General features: G+C 63.5%; 23 protein-coding genes. 9 read left to right on the top strand and 14 right to left on the bottom strand.

The window, feature by feature from the left end; all coding sequences use genetic code 11:
• Nucleotides 1-13: 13 nt before the first annotated feature.
• From pstA to MB818_RS02215, 7 genes are all read right to left on the bottom strand, one after another.
• Nucleotides 14-1,366, bottom strand: a complete 1,353-nt coding sequence (gene pstA, locus MB818_RS02245; protein ID WP_238903740.1) for a phosphate ABC transporter permease PstA — start codon at nucleotides 1,364-1,366, stop codon at nucleotides 14-16.
• Nucleotides 1,363-2,835: a phosphate ABC transporter permease subunit PstC gene (gene pstC / locus MB818_RS02240; RefSeq protein ID WP_238903738.1), complete on the bottom strand. Its 1,473-nt coding sequence runs from the start codon at nucleotides 2,833-2,835 to the stop codon at nucleotides 1,363-1,365. The genes pstA and pstC overlap by 4 nt, the downstream gene beginning before the upstream one ends.
• 80 nt (nucleotides 2,836-2,915) lie before the next feature.
• On the bottom strand, nucleotides 2,916-3,956 hold the full coding sequence (locus tag MB818_RS02235; protein WP_234144248.1) for a substrate-binding domain-containing protein: 1,041 nt from the start codon (nucleotides 3,954-3,956) through the stop codon (nucleotides 2,916-2,918).
• A 212-nt stretch (nucleotides 3,957-4,168) separates the two neighbouring features.
• The gene (locus tag MB818_RS02230) at nucleotides 4,169-5,215 is read right to left on the bottom strand and encodes a sensor histidine kinase (protein WP_238903736.1); all 1,047 of its coding nucleotides are present in this window, start codon (nucleotides 5,213-5,215) and stop codon (nucleotides 4,169-4,171) included.
• Between the two features lie 14 nt (nucleotides 5,216-5,229).
• The gene (locus MB818_RS02225; protein ID WP_234136716.1) at nucleotides 5,230-5,754 is read right to left on the bottom strand and encodes a gamma carbonic anhydrase family protein; all 525 of its coding nucleotides are present in this window, start codon (nucleotides 5,752-5,754) and stop codon (nucleotides 5,230-5,232) included.
• Nucleotides 5,751-6,392: a guanylate kinase gene (gene gmk / locus MB818_RS02220; protein WP_234136715.1), complete on the bottom strand. Its 642-nt coding sequence runs from the start codon at nucleotides 6,390-6,392 to the stop codon at nucleotides 5,751-5,753. The genes MB818_RS02225 and gmk overlap by 4 nt, the downstream gene beginning before the upstream one ends.
• 18 nt (nucleotides 6,393-6,410) lie before the next feature.
• Entirely contained in the window at nucleotides 6,411-7,301 is an 891-nt protein-coding gene (locus MB818_RS02215) for a YicC/YloC family endoribonuclease (protein WP_234136714.1), read from the bottom strand.
• Nucleotides 7,302-7,548: 247 nt separating this feature from the next.
• Here MB818_RS02215 and MB818_RS02210 point away from each other — a divergent pair, with 247 nt between their 5' ends.
• Nucleotides 7,549-8,241, top strand: coding sequence for a PAS domain-containing protein (locus MB818_RS02210; protein ID WP_234162551.1), 693 nt, complete (start codon nucleotides 7,549-7,551; stop codon nucleotides 8,239-8,241).
• Between the two features lie 76 nt (nucleotides 8,242-8,317).
• On the opposite strand, the gene MB818_RS02205 is transcribed toward MB818_RS02210, so the two are convergent.
• Nucleotides 8,318-9,688, bottom strand: a complete 1,371-nt coding sequence (locus tag MB818_RS02205; protein ID WP_234136712.1) for a class II 3-deoxy-7-phosphoheptulonate synthase — start codon at nucleotides 9,686-9,688, stop codon at nucleotides 8,318-8,320.
• A 171-nt stretch (nucleotides 9,689-9,859) separates the two neighbouring features.
• Here MB818_RS02205 and MB818_RS02200 point away from each other — a divergent pair, with 171 nt between their 5' ends.
• Nucleotides 9,860-10,864 carry a GlxA family transcriptional regulator gene (locus MB818_RS02200; protein WP_234136711.1) on the top strand — a complete coding sequence of 335 codons (1,005 nt, stop codon included), beginning with the start codon at nucleotides 9,860-9,862 and terminating at the stop codon, nucleotides 10,862-10,864.
• A gap of 107 nt (nucleotides 10,865-10,971) precedes the next feature.
• Here MB818_RS02200 and MB818_RS02195 read toward each other — a convergent pair whose 3' ends face one another.
• Complete coding sequence (locus MB818_RS02195; protein WP_238903734.1) at nucleotides 10,972-12,084, bottom strand: PQQ-dependent sugar dehydrogenase; 1,113 nt, start codon at nucleotides 12,082-12,084, stop codon at nucleotides 10,972-10,974.
• A gap of 159 nt (nucleotides 12,085-12,243) precedes the next feature.
• Here MB818_RS02195 and MB818_RS02190 point away from each other — a divergent pair, with 159 nt between their 5' ends.
• The 5 genes from MB818_RS02190 (at nucleotide 12,244) to MB818_RS02170 (ending at nucleotide 17,506) form a co-directional block, all read left to right on the top strand.
• Nucleotides 12,244-13,437 (top strand): ABC transporter substrate-binding protein, encoded by a 1,194-nt coding sequence (locus MB818_RS02190; RefSeq protein ID WP_234136709.1) that lies wholly within the window; start codon nucleotides 12,244-12,246, stop codon nucleotides 13,435-13,437.
• A 138-nt stretch (nucleotides 13,438-13,575) separates the two neighbouring features.
• The gene (locus MB818_RS02185) at nucleotides 13,576-14,364 is read left to right on the top strand and encodes an ABC transporter ATP-binding protein (RefSeq protein ID WP_234166594.1); all 789 of its coding nucleotides are present in this window, start codon (nucleotides 13,576-13,578) and stop codon (nucleotides 14,362-14,364) included.
• Nucleotides 14,361-15,191 carry an ABC transporter ATP-binding protein gene (locus MB818_RS02180; protein WP_234136707.1) on the top strand — a complete coding sequence of 277 codons (831 nt, stop codon included), beginning with the start codon at nucleotides 14,361-14,363 and terminating at the stop codon, nucleotides 15,189-15,191. Before MB818_RS02185 ends, MB818_RS02180 begins: the two co-directional genes overlap by 4 nt.
• A 3-nt stretch (nucleotides 15,192-15,194) precedes the next feature.
• Nucleotides 15,195-16,205: a branched-chain amino acid ABC transporter permease gene (locus tag MB818_RS02175; RefSeq protein WP_234136706.1), complete on the top strand. Its 1,011-nt coding sequence runs from the start codon at nucleotides 15,195-15,197 to the stop codon at nucleotides 16,203-16,205.
• Nucleotides 16,202-17,506 (top strand): branched-chain amino acid ABC transporter permease, encoded by a 1,305-nt coding sequence (locus MB818_RS02170; protein ID WP_234136705.1) that lies wholly within the window; start codon nucleotides 16,202-16,204, stop codon nucleotides 17,504-17,506. The genes MB818_RS02175 and MB818_RS02170 overlap by 4 nt, the downstream gene beginning before the upstream one ends.
• A 129-nt stretch (nucleotides 17,507-17,635) precedes the next feature.
• Here MB818_RS02170 and MB818_RS02165 read toward each other — a convergent pair whose 3' ends face one another.
• Entirely contained in the window at nucleotides 17,636-19,189 is a 1,554-nt protein-coding gene (locus MB818_RS02165; protein ID WP_238903732.1) for a helicase HerA-like domain-containing protein, read from the bottom strand.
• Nucleotides 19,190-19,624: 435 nt separating this feature from the next.
• Between MB818_RS02165 and MB818_RS02160 the strand changes: the two genes are divergently transcribed.
• Nucleotides 19,625-20,245, top strand: coding sequence for an invasion associated locus B family protein (locus MB818_RS02160; RefSeq protein ID WP_234136703.1), 621 nt, complete (start codon nucleotides 19,625-19,627; stop codon nucleotides 20,243-20,245).
• 82 nt (nucleotides 20,246-20,327) lie between these two features.
• Here the strand turns inward: MB818_RS02160 and MB818_RS02155 are convergent, their stop codons facing one another.
• The 4 genes from MB818_RS02155 to MB818_RS02140 are packed head-to-tail and all read right to left on the bottom strand — an operon-like array spanning nucleotide 20,328 to nucleotide 24,573.
• Complete coding sequence (locus MB818_RS02155; RefSeq protein ID WP_234136702.1) at nucleotides 20,328-21,536, bottom strand: beta-ketoacyl-[acyl-carrier-protein] synthase family protein; 1,209 nt, start codon at nucleotides 21,534-21,536, stop codon at nucleotides 20,328-20,330.
• An 8-nt stretch (nucleotides 21,537-21,544) separates the two neighbouring features.
• Nucleotides 21,545-21,802 (bottom strand): acyl carrier protein, encoded by a 258-nt coding sequence (locus tag MB818_RS02150; RefSeq protein ID WP_234136701.1) that lies wholly within the window; start codon nucleotides 21,800-21,802, stop codon nucleotides 21,545-21,547.
• Between the two features lie 31 nt (nucleotides 21,803-21,833).
• On the bottom strand, nucleotides 21,834-22,925 hold the full coding sequence (lpxD, locus tag MB818_RS02145; protein ID WP_238903730.1) for a UDP-3-O-(3-hydroxymyristoyl)glucosamine N-acyltransferase: 1,092 nt from the start codon (nucleotides 22,923-22,925) through the stop codon (nucleotides 21,834-21,836).
• Between the two features lie 34 nt (nucleotides 22,926-22,959).
• Nucleotides 22,960-24,573, bottom strand: coding sequence for a L,D-transpeptidase family protein (locus tag MB818_RS02140; protein ID WP_234144264.1), 1,614 nt, complete (start codon nucleotides 24,571-24,573; stop codon nucleotides 22,960-22,962).
• A gap of 365 nt (nucleotides 24,574-24,938) precedes the next feature.
• On the opposite strand from MB818_RS02140, the gene mepK reads away from it, so the two are divergent.
• The gene (gene mepK / locus MB818_RS02135) at nucleotides 24,939-25,508 is read left to right on the top strand and encodes a peptidoglycan L,D-endopeptidase MepK (RefSeq protein WP_234144265.1); all 570 of its coding nucleotides are present in this window, start codon (nucleotides 24,939-24,941) and stop codon (nucleotides 25,506-25,508) included.
• Nucleotides 25,509-25,682 lie beyond the last annotated feature (174 nt).

The following is a 25,682-nucleotide window of genomic DNA, read 5'->3' as shown; positions in this document are numbered from 1 at the left end:
TGTCTGCCTCCTTCTACCAGCGGCGTTCAAAGCGGCGGCGCAGGATCACGGCCAGCGTATTCATGGTGACGAGGAACACCAAGAGGATGATGATGCCCCCCCAGGCGCGTTCGTAAAAGGCCGGGTCGGCCCGTTTGGCCCATTCATAGATCTGGGCGGGCATGGCCGAGTTCGGCGACAGCAAGCCCGCGGCGATCCCGTCGGGCGGGTTCGAGGCGATGAAGCCCACCATGCCGATCAGCAGGAGCGGCGCGGTTTCCCCCAGCGCCTGCGCCAGGCCGATGATGGTGCCGGTCAGGATGCCGGGCGCGGCCAGCGGCAGCACGTGGTGGAAAACCGCCTGCATCTTCGAGGCCCCGACCCCCAGCGCCGCATCGCGGATCGAGGGCGGCACCGATTTGAGCGAGGCGCGGGTCGAGATGATGATGGTGGGCAGGGTCATCAGCGTCAGCACCAGACCGCCCACCAGCGGCGCCGACATGGGCAGGTGCATGTAGTTGATGAAGACCGCCAGACCCAGGATACCGAACACGATCGAGGGCACCGCGGCCAGGTTCGAGATATTCACCTCGATCACGTCGGTCAGCCAGTTCTTGGGCGCGAATTCCTCAAGATAGATCGAGGCGGCCACACCGATGGGCAGCGCCAGCACCAGCACCACCAGCATCATGAACAGCGAGCCGACCATCGACACGCCCATGCCGGCGGCCTCGGGCCGCTGGTCCGAGGCGTCCGAGCCCAGGATGAAATCGAGGTTGAAGGTCTTCCTGATCATGCCCGCCGCGATCAGCTGATCGACGAAATCCAGCTGCTCGGCGCTGATCGACTTGTCATTGGCGATGCTCTCGCGGGTGACGCGCCCCTTCAAGTAGCCATCAACCCGCGAATTGGCCAGAAAGCGAAAGCTGACGGTCTGGCCGATCCGGTCAGGATCGGCAATGACATAATCGCGCAGCTGCGCGGCGGCGCTTTTCGACAGGATCGCGGCCTGATCCTTGGGCTTCAGCGCGGTCTCGATCCCGGCCTTGTCCGTGGCGGATTCAAAGGCCGCGTTGATCAGCGGCGCATAGCCGAAGGTCGAGACCTTCTTGATCGCCTCGATATCGCGGGTGCCTTTCTTGTCGAGCTTGTTCTCCAGCAGCTCCACATCCAGCGTCACAAAGGTCTGGGTATAGGCGCCGGTGCCGCGCGAGACGATGGTAACGACCAGCACCACCAGCATCAGAAGGCCGATCAGGATGGCGCCGATGCCATAGGCGCGGAACCGGGCCTCGGCACGGTTGCGGCGGCGGGTGCGTGCGTCCAGCGTCAGCAGCGACCCGCCATGGCGGCGGCCGGGGGCGGCGTCGGGGGTAAGGTCGGTCATTCGTACTGCTCCCGGTATTTGCGCACGATATAAAGCGCCAGGACATTGAGCCCCAGCGTCAGGACAAACAGGGTCAGGCCCAGGGCAAAGGCCACCAGCGTCTCGGGGCTGGCGAAATCCGTGTCTCCGGTCAACTGACTGACGATGCGGGTGGTGATGGTGGTCATCGATTCCAGCGGGTTGAGCGAGAATTTGGCAATCGCCCCCGCCCCCATCACCACTATCATCGTCTCACCGATGGCGCGCGAGGCGGCCAGCAGGATGGCGCCCACAATGCCCGGCAGCGCGGCGGGCAACACCACGTTGCGCACGGTCTCGGACCGGGTCGCGCCCAGCCCCAGCGAGCCGTCGCGCATGGATTGCGGCACCGCGTTGATGATATCGTCGCTCAGCGAACTGACAAAGGGGATCAGCATGATGCCCATCACCACACCGGCGGTCAGCACCGAGGTGGCACCGGCCATCCAGTCGACCCCCAGCGCGCCGCCCTTGCCAAAGATATCGGCCAGCATCGGCCCCACGGTGAGCAGCGCGAACAGGCCATAGACGATGGTCGGGATACCGGCGAGGATTTCAAGCAGCGGCTTGGCGAAGCTGCGGGTCGCCTTGCCGGCATATTCCGAAAGGTAGATCGCCGCGAACAGGCCGATCGGCACCGAAACCAGCAGCGCGATCAGAGAGATATATAGAGTGCCCCACAACAGCGGCAGGATCGACAACTCGCTGTCGCCGCGAAAGTTGGGCGCCCAGGTGCTGCCAAAGAAGAAGTCGCGCCAGTCGTGCAGGCCAAAGAAATTGGACGTCTCGAACAGCATCGACAGCACGATGCCGATGGTGGTCAGGATGGCCAGCGAGGCGGCAAGGATCAGCAGCGCCAGAACCCCGCGTTCGACCACGTTGCGGGCGCGGTAATCGCGGTGGGTGCGGGCATAGGACCAGGCCAGACCGGCCAGTGACAGGCCCGCAACCACGGCTGCCATTACCAGCGTGCCCGTATGGCTGAGCGCGCGATAACTGCGTGCCGCCGCCAGGACCTCGGGGCGCACATCCGAACCCAGCGCCACACCGACCTCGCCCAGCCGGGCGCGGATGTCGGAACTTCCGGCCTTCAGCGCACCGACCTCGGCCTCGCTCAGCGCGCCCTGCGCCACGGCGATATCCAGACCCTCGGCCACGCGGCGCACATCGGACATGACCAGATCGCGGGTCAAGTCGGCGGGAATGCTGTCCTCGGGGAGCAGCGAGGACACGCGGGTGTCGATCAGCATCGGCTGCGCCAAAAGCCAGACCGCCAGCACGCCAAGCGCCGGAACCAGCCCGCTGAGGGCCACGTTCAACCCGTAATAGACCGGCAGCGAATGCAGCTTGCGGGGGTCGCCACCGGCGGATTTCAACGCCCGTGCGCGACCGGCGAAAAATCCAAGGGTGGAAAGCAGGAGGAGGAACAGCACCAGCCAGAGGGTCGGCATCACAAAGCGTCCGTCATCTGAGGATCAAAAGCCGGGGCGAACATTGTCGCCCCGGCGGGTATCACGATCTGGGTCAACCCTTAGGAGTTGCCGCCCATGACCTTTTCGTCAGCCACGGCTTCCTGAGTCTCGACCAGTTCCGGGTCCGAGACCAGGCCATATTCGGCCAGCGGGCCATCGGGGCCGGCGATCTCGTCGGCGATGAAGAATTCGGCATATTCCTTCAGGCCGGGGATCACGCCGATATGCGCCTTCTTGACGTAGAAGTAGAGCGGGCGCGACACCGGGTATTCACCGGTTGCGATGCTCTCGGTCGAGGGGACGACGCCCGACATGGTCGCCACTTGCAGCTTGTCGGTGTTGTTCTCGTAGAAGGCCAGGCCAAAGACGCCGATGCCGTCCTTGTTCGATTCGATGCGCGCCAGTGTTTCGGTATAGTCGCCGTCGATATCAACCGACACACCGTCGGTGCGCAGCGCGATACAGGCTTTCTCGGCGGCCTTCTTGTCGTCGCCATTGGCGGCCTTGAAGGCCTCGAAGGCACCGGTTTCCTCGCAACCTGCCAGGATCACCTTTTCTTCGAACACTTCGCGGGTGCCGTGCTTGGTGCCCGGGATGAAGGCCTGGATCGGCTGCGCCGGGAAGGCGGCGTTCACGTCGGCCCAGGTGCTGTTGGGGTTGTCGACCAGCTGGCCGTCGACCAGGATCTTGTCGGACAGGGCCAGGAACCAGTCGGCCGGAGTGAATTCAAACCCGTTGCCACCGATGTCGCTGGCAAACACGATGCCGTCATAGCCGATGCGGACCTCGATGATGTCGGTCACGCCGTTCTCGGCGCAGACGGCGATTTCCTTGTCCTTGATCTTGCGCGAGGCGTTGGCCACGTCGATGGTGTTTTCGCCCACACCCTCGCAGAAGCGCTTGAGACCGGCAGACGAGCCGCCCGACTCCACAACCGGAGTCGGGAAGTCGAAGTTTTCGCCAAAGGCTTCGGCGACGATCGAGGCGTAGGGCAGAACGGTCGAGGACCCGGCCACCTGGACCTGGTCGCGCGCGGTGGCGGCGGTGGCCGAAACAGCAGCAATTGCCAGGGCCGAAGCCGACAGTTTCACAAAGGACATTGCAGTCTCCTTGACAGCGGTAATCTAGCGATCATCCCCATGATGACCTTGGCCGACTTCTAGGGGTCGCGCATGAGGCTTTTGTGACGGCCATGTAACAGGGATATGACAAAGCCCGGATTTGTGACGGCAAGTTTGCATGACAGCCATGTAAAGGCCGCATGACAGCCGGGTGCTTATCTGCGATGACCGTCCCGGCGCCTGGCTTGGCGCTATTTCGGTAGAATCACGGTAAAGGTGGTACCGCTGCCCAGCGTGCTTTCCACCCGCATCCGGCCACGATGGCGGTTGACGATATGCTTGACGATGGCCAGCCCCAGCCCGGTGCCGCCCTTCTGCCGCGAGCGGTGGCTGTCGGCGCGATAGAAGCGCTCGGTCAGGCGCGGCAGGTGGACCGGATCGATACCTGCGCCTTTGTCCGACACCTGGATACGGGCGGCGGGGCCGCGCACCGCGGGGTCACGCTCGGCCTCGCTGAGGGTGACACGCACCTCGCCGCCGCGGCCGCCATATTTGATCGCGTTCTCGATCAGGTTGGTCAGGACCTGGCGGATCTGGTCCTCGTCCCCGGTCACGTTGACCGGCGTTTCAGGGCCGGTGCTGTGCAGTTCGACCCCTGCCTCGGTTGCCAGCGGGCGCAGCGAATTGAGGGTCGAGGCGATCTGCGCCGTCAGATCCACCGCACCACGGGGGCGGATCCGCTCTTCGCTTTCGACCCGGTTGAGTGACAGCAGGTCACCCACCAGCCGGTTCATCCGGCCCGCCTCCTGCTCCATGATGCCCAGGAAACGGTCCTGGGCTGCGGGGTCGTTGCGCGCCGGGCCGCGCAGGGTTTCGATGAAGCCCATGATCGCGGTCAGCGGCGTGCGCAGCTCGTGACTGACATTGGCGACGAAATCGCGCCGCATCTGCCCTGCCTGCTCCATCGGGGTGACGTCGGTAAAGCTGACCAGCACCGCGCCGCCCGCAACCGCACCGATTCCGTTCACATAGCGGCAGGCCACCTCGAACGTGGTGTCCTGTGCGCCATCATTGGCCAGATGGCGGCTGCGGCTGGCGCCCTTGTCGCGCAGGGAGCGCTCGATTGCCTCGATCACCTGCGGCTGGCGCAGGATGGTGGCATAGTGCCGCCCGACGATCTGCTGTCCCAACAGAGTCTGCGCCTCGGTATTGGCGGCGATGATGCGTTCAGACTGATCGACCAGCAGGGCCGCCAGTGGCATGGCGGCCAGGAAATCGTGGTTCAGTGCGTCGCTCATGGCAGCGGTCGGGATCAGTCGACCGCGACCATCGTGTCGCGGAACCGGCGCATATTGTCCTGATAGTGCTTGGCGCTCCAGGCGATGCGGGCCACAGCGGCCTCGTCCAGCTGGCGCACCACCTTGCCGGGCGCTCCCATCACCAGCGAGTTGTCGGGGATTTCCTTGTTCTCGGTGATCAGCGCCCCCGCCCCGATCAGGCAGTTGCGGCCGATCTTGGCGCCGTTCAGCACCGTCGCGCCCATGCCGATCAGCGAGTTTTCCCCGATGGTGCAGCCATGCAGCATGACCTTGTGGCCGATGGTGCAATTCGCCCCGATGGTCAGGGGATAGCCCGCGTCGATATGCATGACGCAGTTTTCCTGCACGTTACTGCCCTGCCCGATCCGGATCTCTTCGTGATCGGCGCGGATGGTGCAGCCGAACCAGACCGAGGCGCCCTCTTCCAGCACCACCTTGCCGATCAGGTTGGCATCGGGGGCGACCCAGGTGTCGGGATGGATCTCGGGGCGGTGTTCGCCCAGGGCATAGATGGTCATGACAGGTCCTCGAATTCGCTTTGCAGCTTGCGCACATGTTCTTGCAGCGCCGGTTGCTGGATGCGGCGCATCCGCTCGGCGCTGACAATGGTTTTCAGCCGTTCCTCGGTGGCGTCCAGATCGTCGTTGATCAGGACATAATCGTAATAGCCCCAATGGCTGATCTCGTCCCAGCTTTTGAGCATCCGGCGCGAGATCACCTCGGCGCTGTCCTGGCCCCGGCTTTCCAGCCTGCGGCGCAACTCCTTGATCGACGGCGGCAGGATGAAGATCGACAGCGCATGTTTACCCAGATCCGAGTTGCGGATCTGGATTTCGCCCTGCCAGTCGACGTCGAACAGAACGTCCTGGCCCGCCTCGATCGTGTCGCGCACGGGGCCTGCGGGTGAGCCATAGAAATTGCCGAACACATGGGCATGTTCCAACATTTCGCCGCGCCGCACCTGTCCCTTGAACTGCTCTTCGCTGAGGAAATAGTATTCGCGGCCATGTTCCTCGCCCGGACGGGGCGCGCGGGTGGTGGCCGAGACCGAGAATTTCAGACCCGGATCCCAGGCCATCAACCGGCGTGCGAGCGTCGATTTTCCCGCGCCCGAGGGGGAGGAGAGAATGATCAAGAGGCCACGGCGGTCTGTCATCTGTCTTGCTTCCTGTCTTTATTCCACATTCTGCACCTGCTCGCGCATCTGGTCGATCACCGCCTTCAGCTCCAACCCTACCCCGGTCAGATCAGCGTTTTGTGACTTTGAACAGAGTGTGTTCGCCTCTCGATTGAATTCCTGCATCAGGAAATCCAGCTTGCGGCCCACCGCGCCGCCTTTGGCCAGCAGGTCGCGGGCGGCCTTGATATGGGCGTGCAGGCGGTCCAGTTCCTCGGTCACGTCGGCCTTGACGGCGAGCAGGGCCAGTTCCTGCGCCACCCGGTCGGGATCGGCGCCGTCGCTGTTGCCCAGCACACGGGCCAGATTGGCGCGCAGGGTTTCGGCCACCAGCGGTTTGCGCGCCTCGGCCAGATCCGCCGCCTGCGCGGTCAGTTCCGCGACACGGGTCAGGTTGTTTTGCAGAATTTGGGCCAGCGCCTTGCCTTCGGTCTCGCGCATTTGCAGGAATGCGGCGATCAGCGGACCCAGTTCGGCCTTCAGCCGTTTCACCAGCGGGGCCGGATCGTCGCCGCCGCCACCGGCCTCCAGCACACCGCGCAGCGCCAGCAGATCGGCCGCGCGCGAGGGCGCCAGCGTCATGCCGCGCGCCATCGCCTGGTCCTCGACCTCCGACAGGGCCTCCAGTACCGCCGCCAGCGCTGCGGGGTTCAGAGACAGCGCCGCGCCCTCCTCGCCCCGGCTTAGCCGCAGGCTGAGCGTCACGCTGCCGCGCGTCAGCGCCTTGCCCAGATCGGCGCGGATCGCGGTCTCCAGACCTTCGAGCCATTCGGGCACACGCAGGCGCAGATCCAGCCCCTTGGCATTCACGCTGCGCAGCTCCCAGCTCCAGCTGAACGGCGCCAATTCGCCGCGCGCCGAGGCGAAACCGGTCATGGATCTGATCATCGCTGCCCTCTCTGGTGGTTCCGGCCCAGCCGGAAATGTCCCCGCACCTAATGCCAAGCCCGCCCCTTGAGCAAGACCCGGCCGGATTTTCGTCAAGTTTTACCCGGTTAACCATTCGTTAAGAAATAGGTCCAAGATTGGGGCAATCCGTGGCAGGTTAACGTTTAGGTAACCTGTCTTAAGCTCAGCCCTTGCCCTGCAGGACGCGAGCCAAGGCAGGAGAACGACGAGCAACAGGGTAACGGTGATGAAGGCTTTTTTTGGTAGCAGATCCCGGCCGGGTACCGGGGACAGCGCGGGGAATGTGATCTCGATGGACCGGTTTCGCAGCGGACGTACCGTGTCGCCGCTTCGGCAGGCCGAAGCCTATTGGGCGGCCCTGCGCGACGGTGACGGGGTGCCGCGACGCTCGGACATCGACCCGCGCGGGCTGGAAAACATCCTGGAATACACGTTCATCCTGGAACGGATTGCACCCGGTATCGCCCGGTTCCGCCTGGCCGGCAGCCATCTGAGCGAGATTGCCGGGATGGAGGTGCGCGGCATGCCGCTGACCGCGTTTTTCACCGCCGGTGCCCGGTCCGAGATCGGCGCCACGCTGGAACATGTCTTCGACACGCCGGCCATCGCCGAAATGACGCTGAACGCGGAACGGCGGTTCACCGCTCCTCGGGTCGAGGCGCGGATGATCCTCTTGCCGCTGCAAAGCGATTTCGGCGATGTCAGCCGGGCCTTGGGTATCATGATCTCGGATGGGCCGCTGGGCACTGGTGGGCGCCGCTTCGAGATCGCCGGATCGACCCTGCGCGACCTTCCAGCGGCAGCGGACACGGCAAAGGAACAGGTCTCTGGGCCTGCTGAAACTGTGGGGTTTGCCGAACCACGCACGGGATTTGCGGGTGGCAAGCCGCAGTTGCGCCTGGTTCTGCCCGAGGATTGAAGGAAAAACTCGGGGTCACAACGGAAATGGCCCGGGACGATGCCCCGGGCCACTTTGTCTAAAGTCTGATACTGCTTCAGCTCGCGGCGCGGCGGCGCTGATCGGCGCGCAGCCGGGTCAGTTCCTCGGCCACGAGAAAGGCCAGTTCCAGCGACTGGCTGGCATTCAGGCGCGGATCGCAGGCGGTGTGATAACGGGCGCTCAGATCCTCGTCGGTTACGGCCCTAACACCTCCAGTGCATTCGGTTACGTCCTTCCCGGTCATTTCGAAATGTACGCCACCGGGCACGGTACCTTCTGTCTGATGCACAGCAAAGAAGTCACGTACCTCGCGCAGCACGGATTCGAATGGGCGAGTCTTGTAGCCCGAGGCTGATTTAATCGTGTTGCCATGCATCGGGTCGCAAACCCAGGTCACCTTGGCGCCTTCTTCACGCACCGCCTGAACGAGGCGCGGCAGGTGATCTGCGACCTTGCCCGCGCCAAAGCGCGCGATCAGGGTCAGCCGGCCCTCTTCGTTCTCGGGGTTCAGCTTGGCCATCAGCACCTTGAGATCCTCGGCGGTGGTGGTCGGCCCGCATTTCAAGCCGATCGGGTTCAGCACGCCGCGGCAGAATTCCACATGCGCGCCGTCCGGCTGCCGGGTCCGGTCGCCGATCCAGATCATGTGGCCCGAGCCCGCCAGCCAGTTGCCCGAAGTCGAATCGAGCCGCGTCAGCGCCTCTTCGTATTCCAGCAGCAGCCCCTCGTGGCTGGTGTAAAACTCGACCGTCGAGAATTGATGCGTGGTATCGGCGGTGATGCCCGCCGCGCCCATGAAGTCGATCGTGTCCTGGATGCGGTCGGCGATCTCGGAGTATTTCTGCACATCCTGTTCGTCGGTAAAGCCCAGCGTCCAGGAATGCACCCGGTTCATGTCGGCGAAACCGCCGGTCGAAAAGGCGCGCAACAGGTTCAGCGTCGCCGCCGCCTGGGTATAGGCCTGCAGCATCTTCTGCGGGTTGGGGATACGCGCCTCGGGGGTAAAGGCCAGCTCGTTGATGATATCACCGCGATAGCTGGGCAGTTCCACGCCATCGACCACCTCGGTCGGCGCGCTGCGCGGCTTGGCGAACTGACCCGCCATGCGTCCCACCTTGACCACCGGCACCTTGGCGCCGAAGGTCAGCACCATCGCCATTTGCAGCATCACCTTGAACGTGTCGCGGATGCCGTCAGCGCTGAATTGCTCGAAGCTCTCGGCGCAATCGCCGCCCTGTAGCAGAAAGGCCTCGCCGCGCCCGGCTGCGCCCAGATGCCGTTTCAGCCGCCGCGCCTCGCCGGCAAAGACCAAGGGCGGATACTGGGAAAGCTGCGCCTCGACACGGGCCAGTTCGGCCTGATCGGTATAATCGGGCATCTGGACCCGCGGTTTCGCGCGCCAGGTCGATTTTTGCCACTCGCTCATCGCTCTCATCTCCGCAAGGATATTCACAGGGGGCCTCTATACAAAATGACCCGGGCAGAGACCATATCAGATTTGCGCCTCTTGACGTCGCAAACAAGCTCTGAGCAATGTGAATGACAACCCAGCGCAGACGCCCCCGACGTAGCGTCACATAAGCCAAGGAACGCGCGCATGAAAGAGCAACGCCAAGTTGTCAGAGTGGATACCGGCCAGAAGAAGCCGCAGAGGTTTGTCTTTGTCCTGCTCGACCAGTTCACGATGTTGTGTTTCGCCTGCGCTGTCGAGGCGTTGCGCATCGCCAACCGGATGGCGGGACAGCAGCTGTATGAATGGTCCGTCGTGGGCGAAGGCGGTGCCTCGGCCACCTGTTCCAACGGCACGGTGTTCAAGCTCGACGGCGATCTGGACGAGTTGCGGCGCGAGGATGTGGTGCTGGTCTGCGGTGGCATCGACGTGCAGAAGGCCACCACGAAAAAGGTGGTAAGCTGGCTCCGGCGCGAGGCGCGGCGCGGTCCGGTGATCGGTGGGCTCTGCACCGCCGGTTATACCCTGGCCAAGGCCGGTCTGCTGGACGGCAAGCGCGCCACCATTCACTGGGAAAACCAGGACAGTTTCATCGAGGAATTCGAAGAGGTCACGCTGACCAAGTCGGTCTTTGTCATCGACGGGCCGCGCATCACCACGGCGGGTGGCACCGCCTCGATCGACCTGATGCTGAAACTCATCGCCAATGCCCATGGCGAGGAACTGGCCAACGCGGTGGCCGATCAGCTGATCTATTCCTCGATCCGTACCGACCAGGACACCCAGCGCCTGTCCACCCCCACCCGCATCGGCGTGCGCCACCCAAAGTTGAGCCAGGTCATCCAGATGATGGAGCGCAATATCGAAGAGCCGATCTCGCCCGCGCTGCTGGCCAAGGATGTGGGCATGTCCACCCGCCAGCTGGAACGGCTGTTCCGCCGCTATCTCAGCCGCAGCCCCAAGCGCTATTACATGGAACTCAGGCTGCAAAAGGCGCGCAACCTGCTGATGCAGACGGATATGAGCGTGATCAACGTGGCACTGGCCTGCGGCTTTGCCTCGCCCAGCCATTTCTCGAAATGCTACCGCGCGCATTACAACACCACGCCCTATCGCGAACGCGGCGCGCAAAGCGCGCGACTGTCGGTCTAGCATCACGCGCCGCTTGTGTCGCCGCTGCCAGCCAGAGGTTTGCGTTTTCGACACCAGGGCGCGTTCGCGCCCGATGAAAGACACCCGAAAGAAGCGGCGAGCAGGGACTAACCCCCTGGCGCCACGCGATAAACCGCGCCCCGGCCTTCGGAGATGAACCAGATCGTGCCGTCGGGCGCCTCGACGATGTCGCGGACGCGCTCGGTCTCGGGGCCCTCGATCCGCTCGGCTTCGCGCAGGGGGCTGCCGGTCAGCCTGACAATATGGTCGAATTTCAGCGACCCGACAAAGATGTCACCGGCCCAATCCGGCCGGAGCGCGCCGGAATAGACCAGCAGGCCAGACGGGGCGATTGACGGATCCCAATGGAATTGCGGCTGTTCCATCCCCGCCTTGTGGGTGCCTTCACCGATCTTGGCCCCTGAATAGTGGCGGCCATAAGAGATCACCGGCCAGCCGTAATTGGCACCGGGCCGGATCTGGTTCACCTCGTCACCGCCGCGCGCGCCGTGTTCCGAGGTCCAGAGCCGCCCTTGTGCATCCAGCCCCGCGCCTTGCGGATTTCGGTGCCCCAGCGACCAGATCTCGGACCGGATACCGCTTTGTCCCACAAAGGGATTGTCGGAGGGAATGCTTCCGTCGGGATTGATGCGGATGACCGATCCTTGCGGGTTGGTCGGATCCTGTGCGCTGGCGTCGTCGCCGCGATCGCCCAGGGTGACGAACAGCGTACCATCCGGCGCCTCGACGACCCGGCTGCCGAAATGGCGGCCGCCCTGCCCGCCCGGTGGAACCTGATAGATCTGGCGAAGGCCGGTCAGGCGACGGTTGTCCTCGGACAGCCGCGCGACCGCCACCGCCGTTCCGGCACCGCCCCCCGACTGCGGCTGCGCATAGGTGAGGTAAAGCCGCCGGTTGCGGGTGAAATCGCGGGCGAGGGTGATATCAAGCAAACCGCCCTGCCCCGCGACCCGCACCCGAGGCAGGCCGGCAACCTCGTTCTTGCGGCCCTGTGCGACATGCACCAACACACCGTCCCGCTCGGTGACAAGAAATCCGCCGACAGGCAGCGGTGCCACCGCCCAGGGCGACCTCAGCCCTTCTACCATGGCTTCGATCCTGAGCGGCCCCGCCCGCGAGGACAGTTCGGCCCTGGCCTGCCCCGAGGCGAGCAGGCTCGCGATCGTCAGAATCACGCTGCCAAGTTGTACGATTGTCATGCCGTTTCCTCCCGTCCGCCCAGTCTCAATTCAAGACCAGGGCAAGCAAAACATCCATGATTTCCGGCACCAAACCACTTTTTCGTTAGGACTTTTCTTTTGGTGACAGCTTGCCTAGGGTTTCGTCAGAACGATTACGTTCCAACAAGGGAGTAACACATGAAAAAGCTTCTCACGGCCACTGCGGCCTCTGCCCTGATGGCAAGCGCGGCCTTTGCCGGTGGTCATGCCAAAGAGGTGAAGATCGGCGTGATTCTGGGCTTTACCGGCCCGATCGAATCGCTGACCCCCTCGATGGCCGATGGCGCCGAACTGGCGATGAAGGAAGTCACCGATTCGGGCCTGCTGCTGGATGGGGCCACCGTGACCTCGGTCCGCGCCGACTCGACCTGCGTCGATGCCGCCGCCGCCACCGCTGCCGCCGAACGTCTGGTGACCTCGGACAAGGTCGACGGCATCATGGGCGCCGACTGTTCGGGCGTGACCGGTGCCATCCTGTCCAACGTTGCCGTGCCGAACGGCGTCGTGATGATTTCGCCCTCGGCCACCTCGCCCGCGCTGTCGACCGCCGAAGACAACGGCCTGTTCTTCCGCACCGCGCCCTCGGATGCTCGCCAGGGTGTCGTGATGACCGAAGTGCTGATGGAAGAAGGCATCAAGGAAGTCGCGCTGACCTATACCAACAACGACTATGGCAAGGGTCTGGCCGACAGCTTCCAGGCCGCGTTCGAAGCGGCGGGTGGCACCGTGACAATCTCGGCCGCGCATGAGGACGGCAAGGCCGACTATTCGGCCGAAGTGGGCGCACTGGCGGCTGCTGGCGGCGACCGTCTGGTGGTTGCCGGTTACGTCGATCAGGGCGGTTCGGGCATCGTGCGCTCGGCCATCGACTCGGGCGCGTTCGACACCTTCCACTTCCCCGATGGCATGATCGGCGCCAAGCTCGAAGAGAATTTCGGCGACGAGATCGAAGGGTCGAGCGGCCAGCACCCCGGCACCGACAGCCCGGGCGTGGCCAAGTTCTCGGAAATGGTGGGCGGCGCGTTCGATTCCACCTCGCCCTTTACCCCGGAATCCTATGACGCGGCGGCCCTGATCATGCTGGCCATGCAGGCGGCCAATTCCAAGGACTCGGGCGATTACAAGGATCACGTGATGCATGTGGCCAACGCACCGGGCGAGAAGATCTATCCCGGCGAACTGGCCAAGGCGCTTCAGATCATCAAGGACGGCGGCGAGGTCGACTATGTCGGCGCCACCGCGGTCGAGCTGATCGGACCCGGCGAAAGCGCCGGCAACTACCGCCAGATCACCATCGAAGGCGGCAAGATCACCACGGCCAAGTACCGTTGATCGCCCCGCGATGAGATGACACTGAACAGCCCGGGCCTTGTGTCCGGGCTGTTTCAATGACAAAAGGCCGCACCTCTTTTCGGGGGATGAGGCAACAACCAACAAGGCCGCAGAAAACAAGCGGCCCCGGGGGAACACATGATCGTCGTCGAAGACGTGCACAAGCACTTCGGCGGATTCCATGCCGTCGATGGTGCGACGCTGGAAATCGCCAAGGGCTCTGTCACCGGTCTGATCGGACCGAACGGAGCCGGCAAGACCACCCTGTTCAACGTGATCGCCGGCGTCCTGCCGCCCACCAGCGGCAAGGTCACCATGGATGGCGAGGATATCACCGGCCTGCCGCCGCACGAGCTGTTCCACAAGGGGCTGCTCAGGACCTTTCAGATCGCGCATGAATTCAGCTCGATGACCTGCCGCGAGAACCTGATGATGGTGCCGGGCGGCCAGTCGGGCGAGACGCTGTGGAACACCTGGTTCGGGCGCAAGCGGATCGCCGACGAGGAACGCGCCCTGCGTGCCAAGGCCGACGAGGTGCTGGAATTCCTGACCATCGAACATCTGGCCGATCACAAGGCGGGCCAGGTCTCGGGCGGGCAGAAAAAGCTGCTGGAACTGGGCCGCACCATGATGGTCGATGCCAAGATCGTGTTCCTGGACGAGGTCGGCGCCGGGGTGAACCGGACCCTGTTGATGACCATCGCCGACACCATCCTGCGGCTGAACAAGGAACGCGGCTATACCTTTGTCGTGATCGAGCATGACATGGATTTCATCGGCAAGATCTGTGATCCCGTCATCTGCATGGCCGAGGGCAAGGTCCTGGCTCAAGGCACGCTTGACGAGATCAAGGCCAATGAACAGGTGATCGAGGCCTATCTGGGCACCGGCCTGAAGAACAAGGCACAGCTGGAGGCGGACGCATGAGCGACAATCCCTATCAGGACGGTCGCGGCAACAAGGATGCCTCGATCACCAACACCAAGGGCATGGGCACCATGACCCCCGCCCATCGCAAGAGCGGCCCCACGACCAAGGTCGATGGCGGTCCCTTTCTGATCGGCGACACCATGACCGGCGGTTACGGCAAGGGGCCCGATATCCTGCATGAATGCACCATCGCGGTGAACCCGGGTGAGATCGCCGTGATCGTCGGCCCCAACGGCGCCGGCAAGTCGACCGCGATGAAGGCGGTGTTCGGCATGCTCGACGTCCGTTCCGGCTCGGTCCGGCTGGATGGAGAGGACATCACCAAGCTCACGCCGCAGGACCGGGTGGTCAAGGGCATGGGGTTCGTGCCCCAGACCAACAACATCTTCACCTCGATGACGGTCGAAGAGAACCTGGAAATGGGCGCCTTCATCCGCCGCGATGATATCCGCGAGACCATGGAACAGGTCTATGACCTGTTCCCGATCCTGCGCGAGAAACGCTATCAGGCCGCCGGAGAGCTGTCAGGCGGCCAGCGCCAGCAGGTCGCCGTGGGCCGGGCGCTGATGACCAAGCCCAAGGTGCTGATGCTGGACGAACCCACCGCAGGCGTCAGCCCCATCGTGATGGACGAGCTTTTCGACCGCATCATCGAGGTCAGCCGCACCGGCCTGCCGATCCTGATGGTCGAGCAGAACGCCAAGCAGGCGCTGGCCATCGCCGACAAGGGATATGTGCTGGTTCAGGGCCGCAACGCCTTTACCGGCACCGGCAAGGAACTGCTCGAAGATCCCGAAGTCCGCAAATCCTTCCTGGGGGGCTGAGACATGGAAATCCTCAACGCCCTTGTGGCGCTTTCTAACTTTGTCCTGATCCCCGCGATCGCCTATGGCAGCCAGCTGGCGCTGGGTGCGCTGGGCGTCACGCTGATCTATGGCATCCTGCGGTTCTCGAACTTTGCCCATGGCGACACCATGGCGTTCGGCGCCATGATCACCGTGCTGGTGACCTGGTGGATGCAATCGCATGGCATTCACCTTGGTCCGCTGCCCACCGCGCTTCTGGCGCTGCCCTTCGGCATTCTTGGCTGCATGGCGCTGGTTCTGGTCACCGACCGCGCGGTCTATCGCTTTTACCGCGAGCAAAAGGCGAAACCGGTGATCCTGGTCATCGTGTCGATGGGCGTCATGTTCATCATGAACGGGCTGGTGCGTTTCATCATCGGCCCCAATGACCAGAACTTTGCCGATGGCACCCGCTTCCTGATCTCGGCTCGTGATTTCAAGAAGATGACCGGGCTCGACGAAGGGCTGGCGATCAAGACAACCCAGGCACTGACCGTGGTTGTGGCGGTGATCTGCGTGGCGCTTCTGTTCTGGTTCCTGAACCGGACCCGCACCGGCAAATCGATGCGCGCCTATTCCGATAACGAGGATCTGGCGCTGCTCTCTGGCATCAACCCAGAGCGCGTGGTCATGTACACCTGGCTCATCGTGGCGGCGCTGGCCACCACGGCGGGTGTGCTCTATGGCCTCGACAAAAGCTTCAAGCCCTTTGTCTATTTCCAGCTTCTGCTGCCCATCTTTGCCTCGGCCATCGTGGGCGGTCTGGGCAGCCCGCTGGGCGCCATCGCGGGCGGTTTCGTCATCGCCTTTTCCGAGGTGACGGTGACCTATGCCTGGAAAAAGGTGCTGGGCTATCTGGCGCCCGAGGGCATGTCACCCGACGGGTTGGTGCAGCTTCTGAGCACCGATTACAAATTCGCGGTCAGCTTCGTCATCCTGCTGATCGTGCTGCTGTTCAAGCCTACGGGCCTCTTCAAGGGGAAAGCGGTATGACCGAGACAGTGAAGAACACCGCCCTGTTTCTGGGCGTCGCCGTGCTGATCGTGATCACCGGTTTCATGCAAAGCTGGAACTCGGCCATCCTGATCGTGAACATGGGGCTGATCTCGGCCATCATGGCCATCGGGGTGAACCTGCAATGGGGCTTTGCCGGGCTTTTCAACGTAGGTGTTATGGGCTTTGTCGCGCTGGGTGGACTGGCCGTGGTGCTGGTGGCCGAGCCGCTTTCGCCCGAGGCGTGGAGCGCGGGCGGCTTCGGCATCGTGCTGGCGCTGCTTCTTGGGGCTGCCACCGTGGTGGCCGCCGTTCTGGTATCACGCCACATGCCCAAGGGACGCGGGCGCAACCTGGCGATGCTGGCGGTGCTGGTGCTGGGCTTTGTCCTCTATCGCGCGGTGTTTGACCCCAACGTGATGGCGGTCGAGGCGATCAATCCGGCCGCGGCGGGCAATATCGGTGGCCTCGGCCTGCCGGTGCTGCTGGCCTGGCCCGCAGGTGGTCTCTTGGCCGCTGGCGCGGCCTGGCTGATCGGCAAGACGGCGCTGGGCCTGCGCTCGGACTATCTGGCCATCGCCACGCTGGGCATCGCCGAGATCATCATCGCGGTGATGAAGAACGAGGACTGGCTGGCGCGCGGGGTCAAGAACGTGATCGGCCTGCCCCGCCCGGTGCCTTACGAGATCGACCTGCAAAACGATGCCGGATTCGTCGAAAGCGCCGCGTCGCTGGGCATCGACCCGGTCACCGCCTCCACCCTCTATGTGAAACTGGGCTACTCGGTCCTGTTCATGGTGGTGCTGCTGGTCCTTCTCTGGATGGCGCAGATGGCGCTCAAAAGCCCCTGGGGCCGGATGATGCGCGCCATTCGCGACAACGAGGTCGCGGCCGAGGCGATGGGCAAGGACGTCACCCGCAGACACCTGCAAATCTTCGTGCTGGGATCAGCGGTCTGCGGCATCGCCGGTGCGATGATGACCACGCTTGACGGGCAGTTGACACCGGGCACCTATCAGCCGCTGCGGTTTACCTTCCTGATCTGGGTGATGGTGATCGTGGGCGGGTCCGGCAACAATTTCGGCGCCGTGCTGGGCGCGATGCTGATCTGGTTCCTCTGGGTTCAGGTCGAGCCTCTGGGCCTCTTCCTGATGCAGGTGATCACCAGCGGCATGGCCGAGGGCAGCGCATTGAAATCGCACCTGATCGACAGCGCCGCCCATATGCGGCTCCTGACCATGGGGATCATCCTGCTCCTGGTGCTCAGGTTCAGCCCACGCGGCCTGATCCCGGAGAAGTAACATCCAGAAAGGCCGCGCCCCACCCGGACGCGGCCTTTCTTCTCTGGCGCGACGCGCCCCTTCCTCTTGCTCCAAATATCCCCGCCGGAGGCATGGGCTTCAGCCCATACATATCCCGCGTCAAGACACTCACCGCCCCTTGAACAGGCTGCCCAGGATGCCGCGCACGATGCGGCGGCCGGTGGTGCCTTTCAGTTCCTTGATCACCGCCTCGCCCATGGCACTGGTCAGCGTGTCCTCGCTGCGGCGCCGGCTGCTGGTCTGGCGCGCGGTCGAGCGGCCCACCCTGCTGCCGGAATAGCGGCGGGCCGAGTTGTATTCCCGTTCCCACGGGCTGGCCTCCTCGGCGCGTTCCTCGGCCTGTTCGGCCTCTTTCGCGGCCTCCTCGGCCCGTTTCGCCAGGATCTCGAAGGCCGATTTGCGGTCCAGCGGCGTGTCGTATTTCCCCGCCATGTCCGATGTGGCCAGGATCGCCTTGCGCTCGGCCGGGGTGATCGGGCCCAGTTGCGATGAGGGCGGGCGGATCAGGGTGCGTTCCACCACCCCCGGCACGCCCTTCTTCATCAGCATCGAGGTCACCGCCTCGCCCACGCCCACCTCGCGGATCGCCTCTTCTGTGTCGAATGCGGGGTTCTCACGATAGGTCTCGGCCGCCAGCCGCAGGTTCTTGCGGTCGCGCGCGGTAAAGGCGCGCAGCGCGTGCTGGATGCGGTTGCCCAACTGGCCCAGCACATCCTCGGGTACATCCGCCGGGTTCTGGGTGATGAAATAGACCCCCACCCCCTTGGACCGGATCAGGCGCGCCACCTGTTCCACTTTGTCCACCAGCGCCTTGGGTGCATCATCGAACAGCAGATGCGCCTCGTCGAAGAAGAACACCAGTTTCGGCTTGTCGGGGTCGCCCACCTCGGGCAGTTCCTCGAACAGTTCACTGAGCAGCCAGAGCAGGAAGGTGGAATAGAGCCGCGGCGAGGCCATCAGCGTATCGGCGGCCAGGATGTTGACCATGCCGCGCCCCTGATCGTCGACCCGCATCATGTCGGCCAGATCCAGCGCCGGTTCCCCGAACAGGCGCGCGCCGCCCTGGTTCTCGATCACCAAAAGGCGACGCTGGATCGCCCCCACCGAGGCGGTCGAGATATTGCCATAGCGCAGCGAGAGCGACTTGCCATTCTCGCCGATCCAGACCAGCAGCGCCTGAAGATCCTTGAGGTCAAGCAGCGGCAGCCCCTCCTCGTCCGACAGCCGGAAGGCGATGTTCAGAATGCCTTCCTGCGCCTCGGTCAGCTCCAGCAGTTGCGACAGCAACAGTGGCCCCATCTCGGCCACGGTGGTGCGCACCGGATGCCCCTGTTCGCCGAACAGGTCCCAAAAGGTCACCGGACAGGCGCGATATTCATAGTCGGTCAGACCGATCTTTTCGGCGCGCGAGGTAAACGCCGCGTGCAGCTTGTGATCGGCCGACCCCGGCTTGGCCATGCCCGACAGGTCGCCTTTGACATCGGCCAGAAAGACCGGCACGCCAGCCTCGGCAAAACCCTGGGCCAGGATTTGCAGCGTCACCGTCTTGCCGGTGCCGGTGGCCCCCGCGATCAATCCGTGCCGGTTGGCATATTTCAGGTCCAGCCCCTGCGCCACGCCATAGTCCGGGCCGCCGCCGCCCAGGAAAATCTTTCCGTCCATTTGGTTTACGCCTCGAAATTCATCGTCTCACCGCAACCATACAAAGTTAACCTTTGCCTGCGATAGTCCTTATTGCCCCTCAGACGACTGGTGCTGCGGGGGCACTTCCTCCCTGTCAGACTGGCCGTGCCTTCGGGCACGGCATTTTTCGACCTGACGGTCAAAAATCGTGCATCTCCAATCAATTGCCCCCGAGAGTCGAAAAAACCTGCGATAGCTGTTGACCCGTTGGCGCGCCTCTCGTAACGTCTGCTCACAATACTAAGTCGGCCAGTCCGACGGGGAGACAGATAAGAGGGAATCCGGTTCACGGGTTCCCTTTTTTGTTCGGCTCCGCTGTCATCAAATCGCCGCTGATGCGCTGCTTTGTCCCTGACAGCGCCGAACACTCGTGATAGACGGGGCGCGAGCAGCTCATCTTTTGACGAGGCATTCATGACCAAGACCCTGATTACCCTGTCCGCCGCCGCCCTGCTGGCCCTGACCGGCGCCGCGACGGCACAGGACACGACCACACCGGCCGAAACGGCCCCGGCTCAGGAAGAGCAGAAGACGGCCGACCAGCTTCTTGATCTGGGCACGCCGGCAGATGGTTCGCCACAGCTGGGACAGCGTTATTCCAAAGAGAAGATCGGCGATTGGGACATGGCTTGCATCAAGACAGAGGGTGAAACCGACCCCTGTTCGATGCTCCAGATCCTGACCGACGCTCAGGGCAACCCGATGGCCGAGTTTTCGATGTTCCGGCTCGAAGAGGGCGGTGTCGCGGTTGCAGGGGCAACCGTGATCGTTCCGCTGGAAACCCTGTTGCCGGCCCAGCTGACGATCTCGATCGATGGGGCACCCGGCAAGCGGTACAACTACTCGTTCTGCAACCCGATCGGCTGCATCGCGCAAATCGGTCTGACCCAGGCCGATATCGACGCGATGAAGAAGGGGGCCAAGGCAACGGTATCGCTGGTTCCCGCCCCGGCCCCGGATCAGACCGTGTCGCTGGAATTGTCGCTGACGGGCTTCACCGCCAGCTATGACAAGGTGGACGTGGTCAGCAACTGACCCTGTTTACCGGATTGCAGAAAGGCCGCCGGTTCGGGGGAACCTGGCGGCCTTTTCATATCCGTCTGATCCGGGGCGCGGGTCAGACCTTGCGCAGCGCCAGCACCGCGTTCAGCCCGCCAAAGGCAAATGCGTTGCTCAGCACCACATCGACCTTGGCCTCGCGCGCCTCGTTCGGGACCACGTCCAGCGCGCATTCGGGGTCGGGCTCCTCATAGCCGATGGTGGGGGCGATCACCCCATCACGCAGCGCCATGATACAGGCCAGCAGTTCCACCGCGCCAGTGCCGCCGATCAGGTGGCCATGCATCGACTTGGTGGACGAAATCATCAGGCTGTCGGCATGACGCCCGAACACATCGGCCACCGCAGCGCATTCGGTCTTGTCATTGGCCGCCGTACCGGTGCCATGGGCGTTGATATACCCTACGTCACCCGGATTGATCCGCGCATCGGCCAGCGCGCCCGCCATCGCCCGCGCCGCCCCCTGTTTCGATGGCATCACGATATCGGAGGCATCCGAGGACATGGCAAATCCCGCAACCTCGCACAGGATCTCGGCACCACGGGCCTTGGCGTGCTCCATCTCTTCGAACACGAAGATACCCGCGCCCTCGCCCTGGACCATGCCGTTGCGATTGGCGCTGAACGGGCGGCAGGCATCCTTGGACATCACCCGCAGCCCTTCCCAGGCCTTGACCCCGCCGAAACACAGCATCGATTCCGATCCGCCGGTGACCATCACCGGCGCCATGCCGCTGCGCACCATGGAAAAGGCCTGCGCCATCGCGTGATTCGACGAGGCGCAGGCGGTCGACACGGTAAAGGACGGACCCTTGAGATTGTGTTCCATCGACACATGGCTGGCGGCCGCGTTGTTCATCAGCTTGGGCACGACAAAGGGATGGACCCTGTTCTTGCCCTCTTCATAGACCGAGCGGTAATTCTCGTCCCAGGTGCTGACGCCGCCACCCGCAGTGCCCAGCACCACGCCCGATTTCGCCGCCAGTTCACCGTGAAAGTTCAGCCCCGACTGGTCGATCGCCTCTTTGGCTGCGGTCAGGGTGAACTGGGTGAACCGGTCATAGAGCGACATCTGTTGGCGGTTGAAGCGGCCCTCGGCCTCGAACCCGCGCACCTGGCCGCCGATGCGGATGGCCAGCCGCTCGACATCGCGAAACTCCAGTTCGCCGATGCCGCAATGGCCCTCGCGCATGGCGTGCAGCGTCTCGGGCACCGAATGCCCCAGCGCGTTGATGGTGCCGGCCCCGGTGATGACAACCCGTTTCATGGGCGCGGTCAGACCTTTTCCGCAACCAGCTTCTCGATGCCCGCGATGATCGCGGCCACATTCGAGATATCGAAGTCGCTCTGGCTGGGTTCGTTGGCATTGAAGGGGATCGAGATGTCGAATTCTTCTTCGATGGCAAAAATGCTTTCCACCAGGCCCAGGCTGTCGATGCCCAGATCTTCAAGCGTGCTTTCGGGGCTGACGTCGGAGGGCTCCAGCACGGCCTGCTCGGCGATGATGGCGATAGCGCGGTCGCTGATGCTCATGTCGATCCTCTGGGTTCTGTCTGGCGCTGATTTACTCGCTCGGTCCCGGTTTGGAAACCGCCTTTTTCAGTGCCGCGATGTCGCGCAACAGGCGAGGAAGACGGCGCTGCGCCTTGTAGATCTCGGTATGCAGATCCATTTTCACGCCGGGATAGCCCATGATCACCCGGCCCGCCGGTACGTTCGACAGGATCTTGGTGCCACCCCCCGCGATCACCCCGTCACCAATAAAGATATTGTCGACCACCCCGGTCTGGCCGCCCAACACCACGTTGTTGCCGATCTCGACCGAACCGGACACGCCGGTCTGCCCGCAGAGCAGACAGTCGCGCCCGACACGCGTATTGTGGCCGACATGCACAAGGTTATCGAGCTTGCTGCCATCGCCGATACTGGTATTGCGGATGGTGCCGTTGTCGACGGTGCAATTGGCGCCGACCTCGACATCGTCGCCGATCTCGACCGCGCCCAGCGAATGGATGCGGGTCCAGGCCTGCGCCTTGGCCTCGCCCTGATCGCCCATTGTCTTGCGGGCATTTTCGGCGCCCGACACCTCGGGCGTAACAAACGAGAAGCCGTCGCCGCCGATCCGTGCGCCGGGTTGCGCGATGAAACGGGCGCCGATGGTGGCGCGGGCGCCAATGCTGACCATCTCGCGCAGGAAAGCGCCCGGCCCCAGCACCACATCCATGCCGATCACGCAATGCGGCCCGATGACCGAGCCCTCGCCGATCCGGGCCCGTGCGCCCACAACGGTCAGCGGCCCGATGCTGACATCGGCGCCGATCTCGGCGCTGGGGTCGATCACCGCCGAGGGATGGATGCCCGCCGCAACACCCTGACCGGGGTCGAGCATGGCGGTCACGCCCGCCATGGCCAGACGCGGTCGGGTGGTAAAGATCGCGGCCTCAAGCCCCATCGCCTGCCATGCGGCGCCGGGCCACAGGATCGCGGCGCGCGCGCCCCCCTGTGCCAGCGCCTCGGCATATTTCGGTGACATCGCCAGCGCCAGCTGGTCGCGCCCGGCATCGCCCGGTTCCGCCGCGCCGGTGACGGTCAGGTCGAGATTGCCTGCGGCCTCGGCCCCGAGGGCCTTGGCGATCTGCGAAATGGTATAGGTCATCTGGGGCCTGCTTCTTGTGGTTGGCCCCGTGGATTTAACCCTGAACCGCGCTCAGAACCACCCCTGCCCGACTGAGCGCGTCCCAAATCTTTGCGTCACGCCCATAAACGTCGCGCCGATAGCCGGGCTGTCCCCGGTCATCCACCACCGCCGTGCGATAGATGATATGTACCGGCACATGGCGTTCCAGATCGACCTTGGTTTCACGACCGGTGTTCAGCACGTTGTGAAAGAAGGCTTTCGGATCGGTTTCTTGCAGAGCGAGCAGCGCGTAAGCGAATTCAAAGGGTTGCGCCAACCGGATGCAGCCATGCGAATAGGCGCGGACCTCGCGGGCGAACAGGTGTTTCTGCGGCGTGTCGTGCAGGTAGATGTTGTACTTGTTCGGGAACATGAATTTCACCAGCCCCAGTGCATTGCTCTTGCCCGGCGGCTGGCGCATGGCAAAGGGAAAGCTGCGGCTGGAGAACTGGCTGAAATCCACTGCACCGCGATTGACCTGGCGGCCACGGCTGTCCGTGATTTCCAGATGCCGGACCGCATTGGGGTTTGCGCGCAGTTTCGGCAGATATTCCTTGGTGATGATCGAGCGCGGCACGTACCAGCTCGGGTTGATCACCATATGCTCCATCTCGTCCGAGAATTCGGGGCTGCGCCGGTCGCTGACATTCTTGCCGATGACCGAACGGGTTTCAAAGGTGACGCGGCCATGATCCACGATCTTGGCGGTGAAATCGGTCTGGTTGACCAGGATATGCCGCTCGCCGCGATCACGCGGCAGCCAGCGTTCGCGCTCCAGCCCGACAATCACCGATTTCAACCGGTCGGCCACGGATTTGTTGATCTCGTCCAGGGTGCCGTCGCCGGCAACCCCGTCGGGCTCCAGCCCATGGGCCAGCTGAAACGCCTGAACCGCCTTTTGCAGCGTGCCGTCATAGCTCGCCACCGCGCTGCGCTCCATGTATCCCATGGCGATCAGCCGGTTGCGCAGCGCCACGACCCGCGGGCCGCTGTTGCCCGGTTCCAGCTTGCCGCCCGAAACGGTCGGCCCCCAGCCACCGGTGGCCAGCGCATGTTCAAGGTCGAGCTTGAGTTTCAGAAGCGCCCGGTACTGCGCGGTATCCGGGGCCAGTCCACGCATGTAGCGCGCAGGTTGGGACGCCTGCAATTCGGTGAGATAAACCTCGGCGCCCCGGCGTTCTACCTCGCGCACCATGCCGTCGTCGATCTGCGAAGGTGTCAGCAGGCCGGTTTGCAGGTCACGGGCAAAGCGGGCGAATTCGCGGCTCAGTGCGACTTCGACCAGCCCCATGTCACGGGTGGTGCGCGCGGACGCCATCTGCGCCCTTAGTGCCTCGATGTCATAGCGTCCGGCGGGCAGGCCATGCACCTCGGCCATGCTCAGCGCTTCGATCAGGGCGGCGCGACGGGCTGTGAATTCGGCCCCCTCTCCGGTCCAGACCGGTTGATAGCCGTTCTTGCGATAAAAGGCGGCAACCCCGTCATCGCCATAGCTTGCCTCGGCAACAGCTTGTTTATATGCGGTAACTTGCGCTTCCGCCCCGCCGACTGAGCCGAACGCCGCGACACCGGCAAGCAGCAAGGCTGTCAGCGTGAGACGAAGGCGGGGGCGTTTGAGATGCGGCATGTTCGGGTCCTGGTCAAATGCGGTTAATCACGGGCAATGATGTGAATCTCTGAAAAACTTCGTGAGAACCAGGGGAAAAAGTCCATTCACAATTGCATCAGATGCCAACATGGCGGTCCGGATGATGCGCGGATGCATCGCCCTTCCGCGCCGGGGGCGCATTGGCTAGCGGCGAATTGCTGCATATGCATCACCTGTTTGGGCGAAAATCTGCCGAAAATTCCCCCTTGGATGACACATTCTGAAAGAAAACTTGGCGAACGAATCCCCCTGTGCCATACAAATGCGCAACCGGGGGATGGTTATTAACAATGTACACGTAACATCGTGTGCAGGCAGGACGACGTACGGGACGAAACAGTCACATGACTCACAACACCTCGACGGGCCTTACTCGGCGCGCACTTCTTCGGGCATTCACCGCAACCGCAGTGGCGGCCGCTCCCACCTACTCGATGGCCGCAGGGTTCCTGCGTGGCGGCGGCGACATCCGCCGCATCCGAATGTACTCTGGCCGCACCGGCGAACGCATCGACATGGTGTATTGGATCGACGGCGACTACATCAAGGACGCGGTGAAGGAGATCAATTACTTCATGCGCGACTGGCGCGTCGATCAGGTCAAGACCATGGACCTGCGTACCATCGACATCATGGCCGCCGCCCACAACCTGATGGACGTGAACGAGCCCTATATGCTGCTGTCCGGCTATCGCAGCCCGCAGACCAATGCCATGCTGCGCAGCCGCTCGCGCGGGGTGGCCCGCAACTCGCTGCACATGCAGGGCCAGGCCGCCGACCTGCGGCTTGCCTCACGCTCGGTCAGCCAGATGGCAAATGCCGCGATTTCCTGCCGCGCTGGCGGTGTCGGCAAATACTACCGCTCGAATTTCGTGCACATGGATTGCGGCGAGGTCCGCTCCTGGGGCGGCTGACCGTCCCTAAACAGGAAAAAGACCGGATGTCCCCCGTGCCGCAGGCTCGGGGGTTTTTGTTTTACGAGTGCATACCGCCTCGTCATCCGCTCTGGCAGGATGGACCGCGAGCCGAAGTATGGAGAGGGCCGCGAATTACCCAAAGGCTCATCCCCTTCGGAACCACCATACCAC

Origin of the sequence: Ruegeria alba, from assembly GCF_022321465.1 — a bacterium.
Taxonomy (GTDB): Bacteria; Pseudomonadota; Alphaproteobacteria; order Rhodobacterales; family Rhodobacteraceae; genus Ruegeria_B; species Ruegeria_B alba.
This window is presented reverse-complemented; position numbering and strand designations above follow the sequence as displayed.

Coding starts and splice junctions, on each gene's coding strand:
- pstA (WP_238903740.1), bottom strand. CDS start 1,366: ATGACCGACCTTACCCCCGACGCCGCCCCCGGCCGCCGCCATGGCGGG.
- pstC (WP_238903738.1), bottom strand. CDS start 2,835: ATGCCGACCCTCTGGCTGGTGCTGTTCCTCCTCCTGCTTTCCACCCTT.
- MB818_RS02235 (WP_234144248.1), bottom strand. CDS start 3,956: ATGTCCTTTGTGAAACTGTCGGCTTCGGCCCTGGCAATTGCTGCTGTT.
- MB818_RS02230 (WP_238903736.1), bottom strand. CDS start 5,215: ATGAGCGACGCACTGAACCACGATTTCCTGGCCGCCATGCCACTGGCG.
- MB818_RS02225 (WP_234136716.1), bottom strand. CDS start 5,754: ATGACCATCTATGCCCTGGGCGAACACCGCCCCGAGATCCATCCCGAC.
- gmk (WP_234136715.1), bottom strand. CDS start 6,392: ATGACAGACCGCCGTGGCCTCTTGATCATTCTCTCCTCCCCCTCGGGC.
- MB818_RS02215 (WP_234136714.1), bottom strand. CDS start 7,301: ATGATCAGATCCATGACCGGTTTCGCCTCGGCGCGCGGCGAATTGGCG.
- MB818_RS02210 (WP_234162551.1), top strand. CDS start 7,549: ATGAAGGCTTTTTTTGGTAGCAGATCCCGGCCGGGTACCGGGGACAGC.
- MB818_RS02205 (WP_234136712.1), bottom strand. CDS start 9,688: ATGAGCGAGTGGCAAAAATCGACCTGGCGCGCGAAACCGCGGGTCCAG.
- MB818_RS02200 (WP_234136711.1), top strand. CDS start 9,860: ATGAAAGAGCAACGCCAAGTTGTCAGAGTGGATACCGGCCAGAAGAAG.
- MB818_RS02195 (WP_238903734.1), bottom strand. CDS start 12,084: ATGACAATCGTACAACTTGGCAGCGTGATTCTGACGATCGCGAGCCTG.
- MB818_RS02190 (WP_234136709.1), top strand. CDS start 12,244: ATGAAAAAGCTTCTCACGGCCACTGCGGCCTCTGCCCTGATGGCAAGC.
- MB818_RS02185 (WP_234166594.1), top strand. CDS start 13,576: ATGATCGTCGTCGAAGACGTGCACAAGCACTTCGGCGGATTCCATGCC.
- MB818_RS02180 (WP_234136707.1), top strand. CDS start 14,361: ATGAGCGACAATCCCTATCAGGACGGTCGCGGCAACAAGGATGCCTCG.
- MB818_RS02175 (WP_234136706.1), top strand. CDS start 15,195: ATGGAAATCCTCAACGCCCTTGTGGCGCTTTCTAACTTTGTCCTGATC.
- MB818_RS02170 (WP_234136705.1), top strand. CDS start 16,202: ATGACCGAGACAGTGAAGAACACCGCCCTGTTTCTGGGCGTCGCCGTG.
- MB818_RS02165 (WP_238903732.1), bottom strand. CDS start 19,189: ATGGACGGAAAGATTTTCCTGGGCGGCGGCGGCCCGGACTATGGCGTG.
- MB818_RS02160 (WP_234136703.1), top strand. CDS start 19,625: ATGACCAAGACCCTGATTACCCTGTCCGCCGCCGCCCTGCTGGCCCTG.
- MB818_RS02155 (WP_234136702.1), bottom strand. CDS start 21,536: ATGAAACGGGTTGTCATCACCGGGGCCGGCACCATCAACGCGCTGGGG.
- MB818_RS02150 (WP_234136701.1), bottom strand. CDS start 21,802: ATGAGCATCAGCGACCGCGCTATCGCCATCATCGCCGAGCAGGCCGTG.
- lpxD (WP_238903730.1), bottom strand. CDS start 22,925: ATGACCTATACCATTTCGCAGATCGCCAAGGCCCTCGGGGCCGAGGCC.
- MB818_RS02140 (WP_234144264.1), bottom strand. CDS start 24,573: ATGCCGCATCTCAAACGCCCCCGCCTTCGTCTCACGCTGACAGCCTTG.
- mepK (WP_234144265.1), top strand. CDS start 24,939: ATGACTCACAACACCTCGACGGGCCTTACTCGGCGCGCACTTCTTCGG.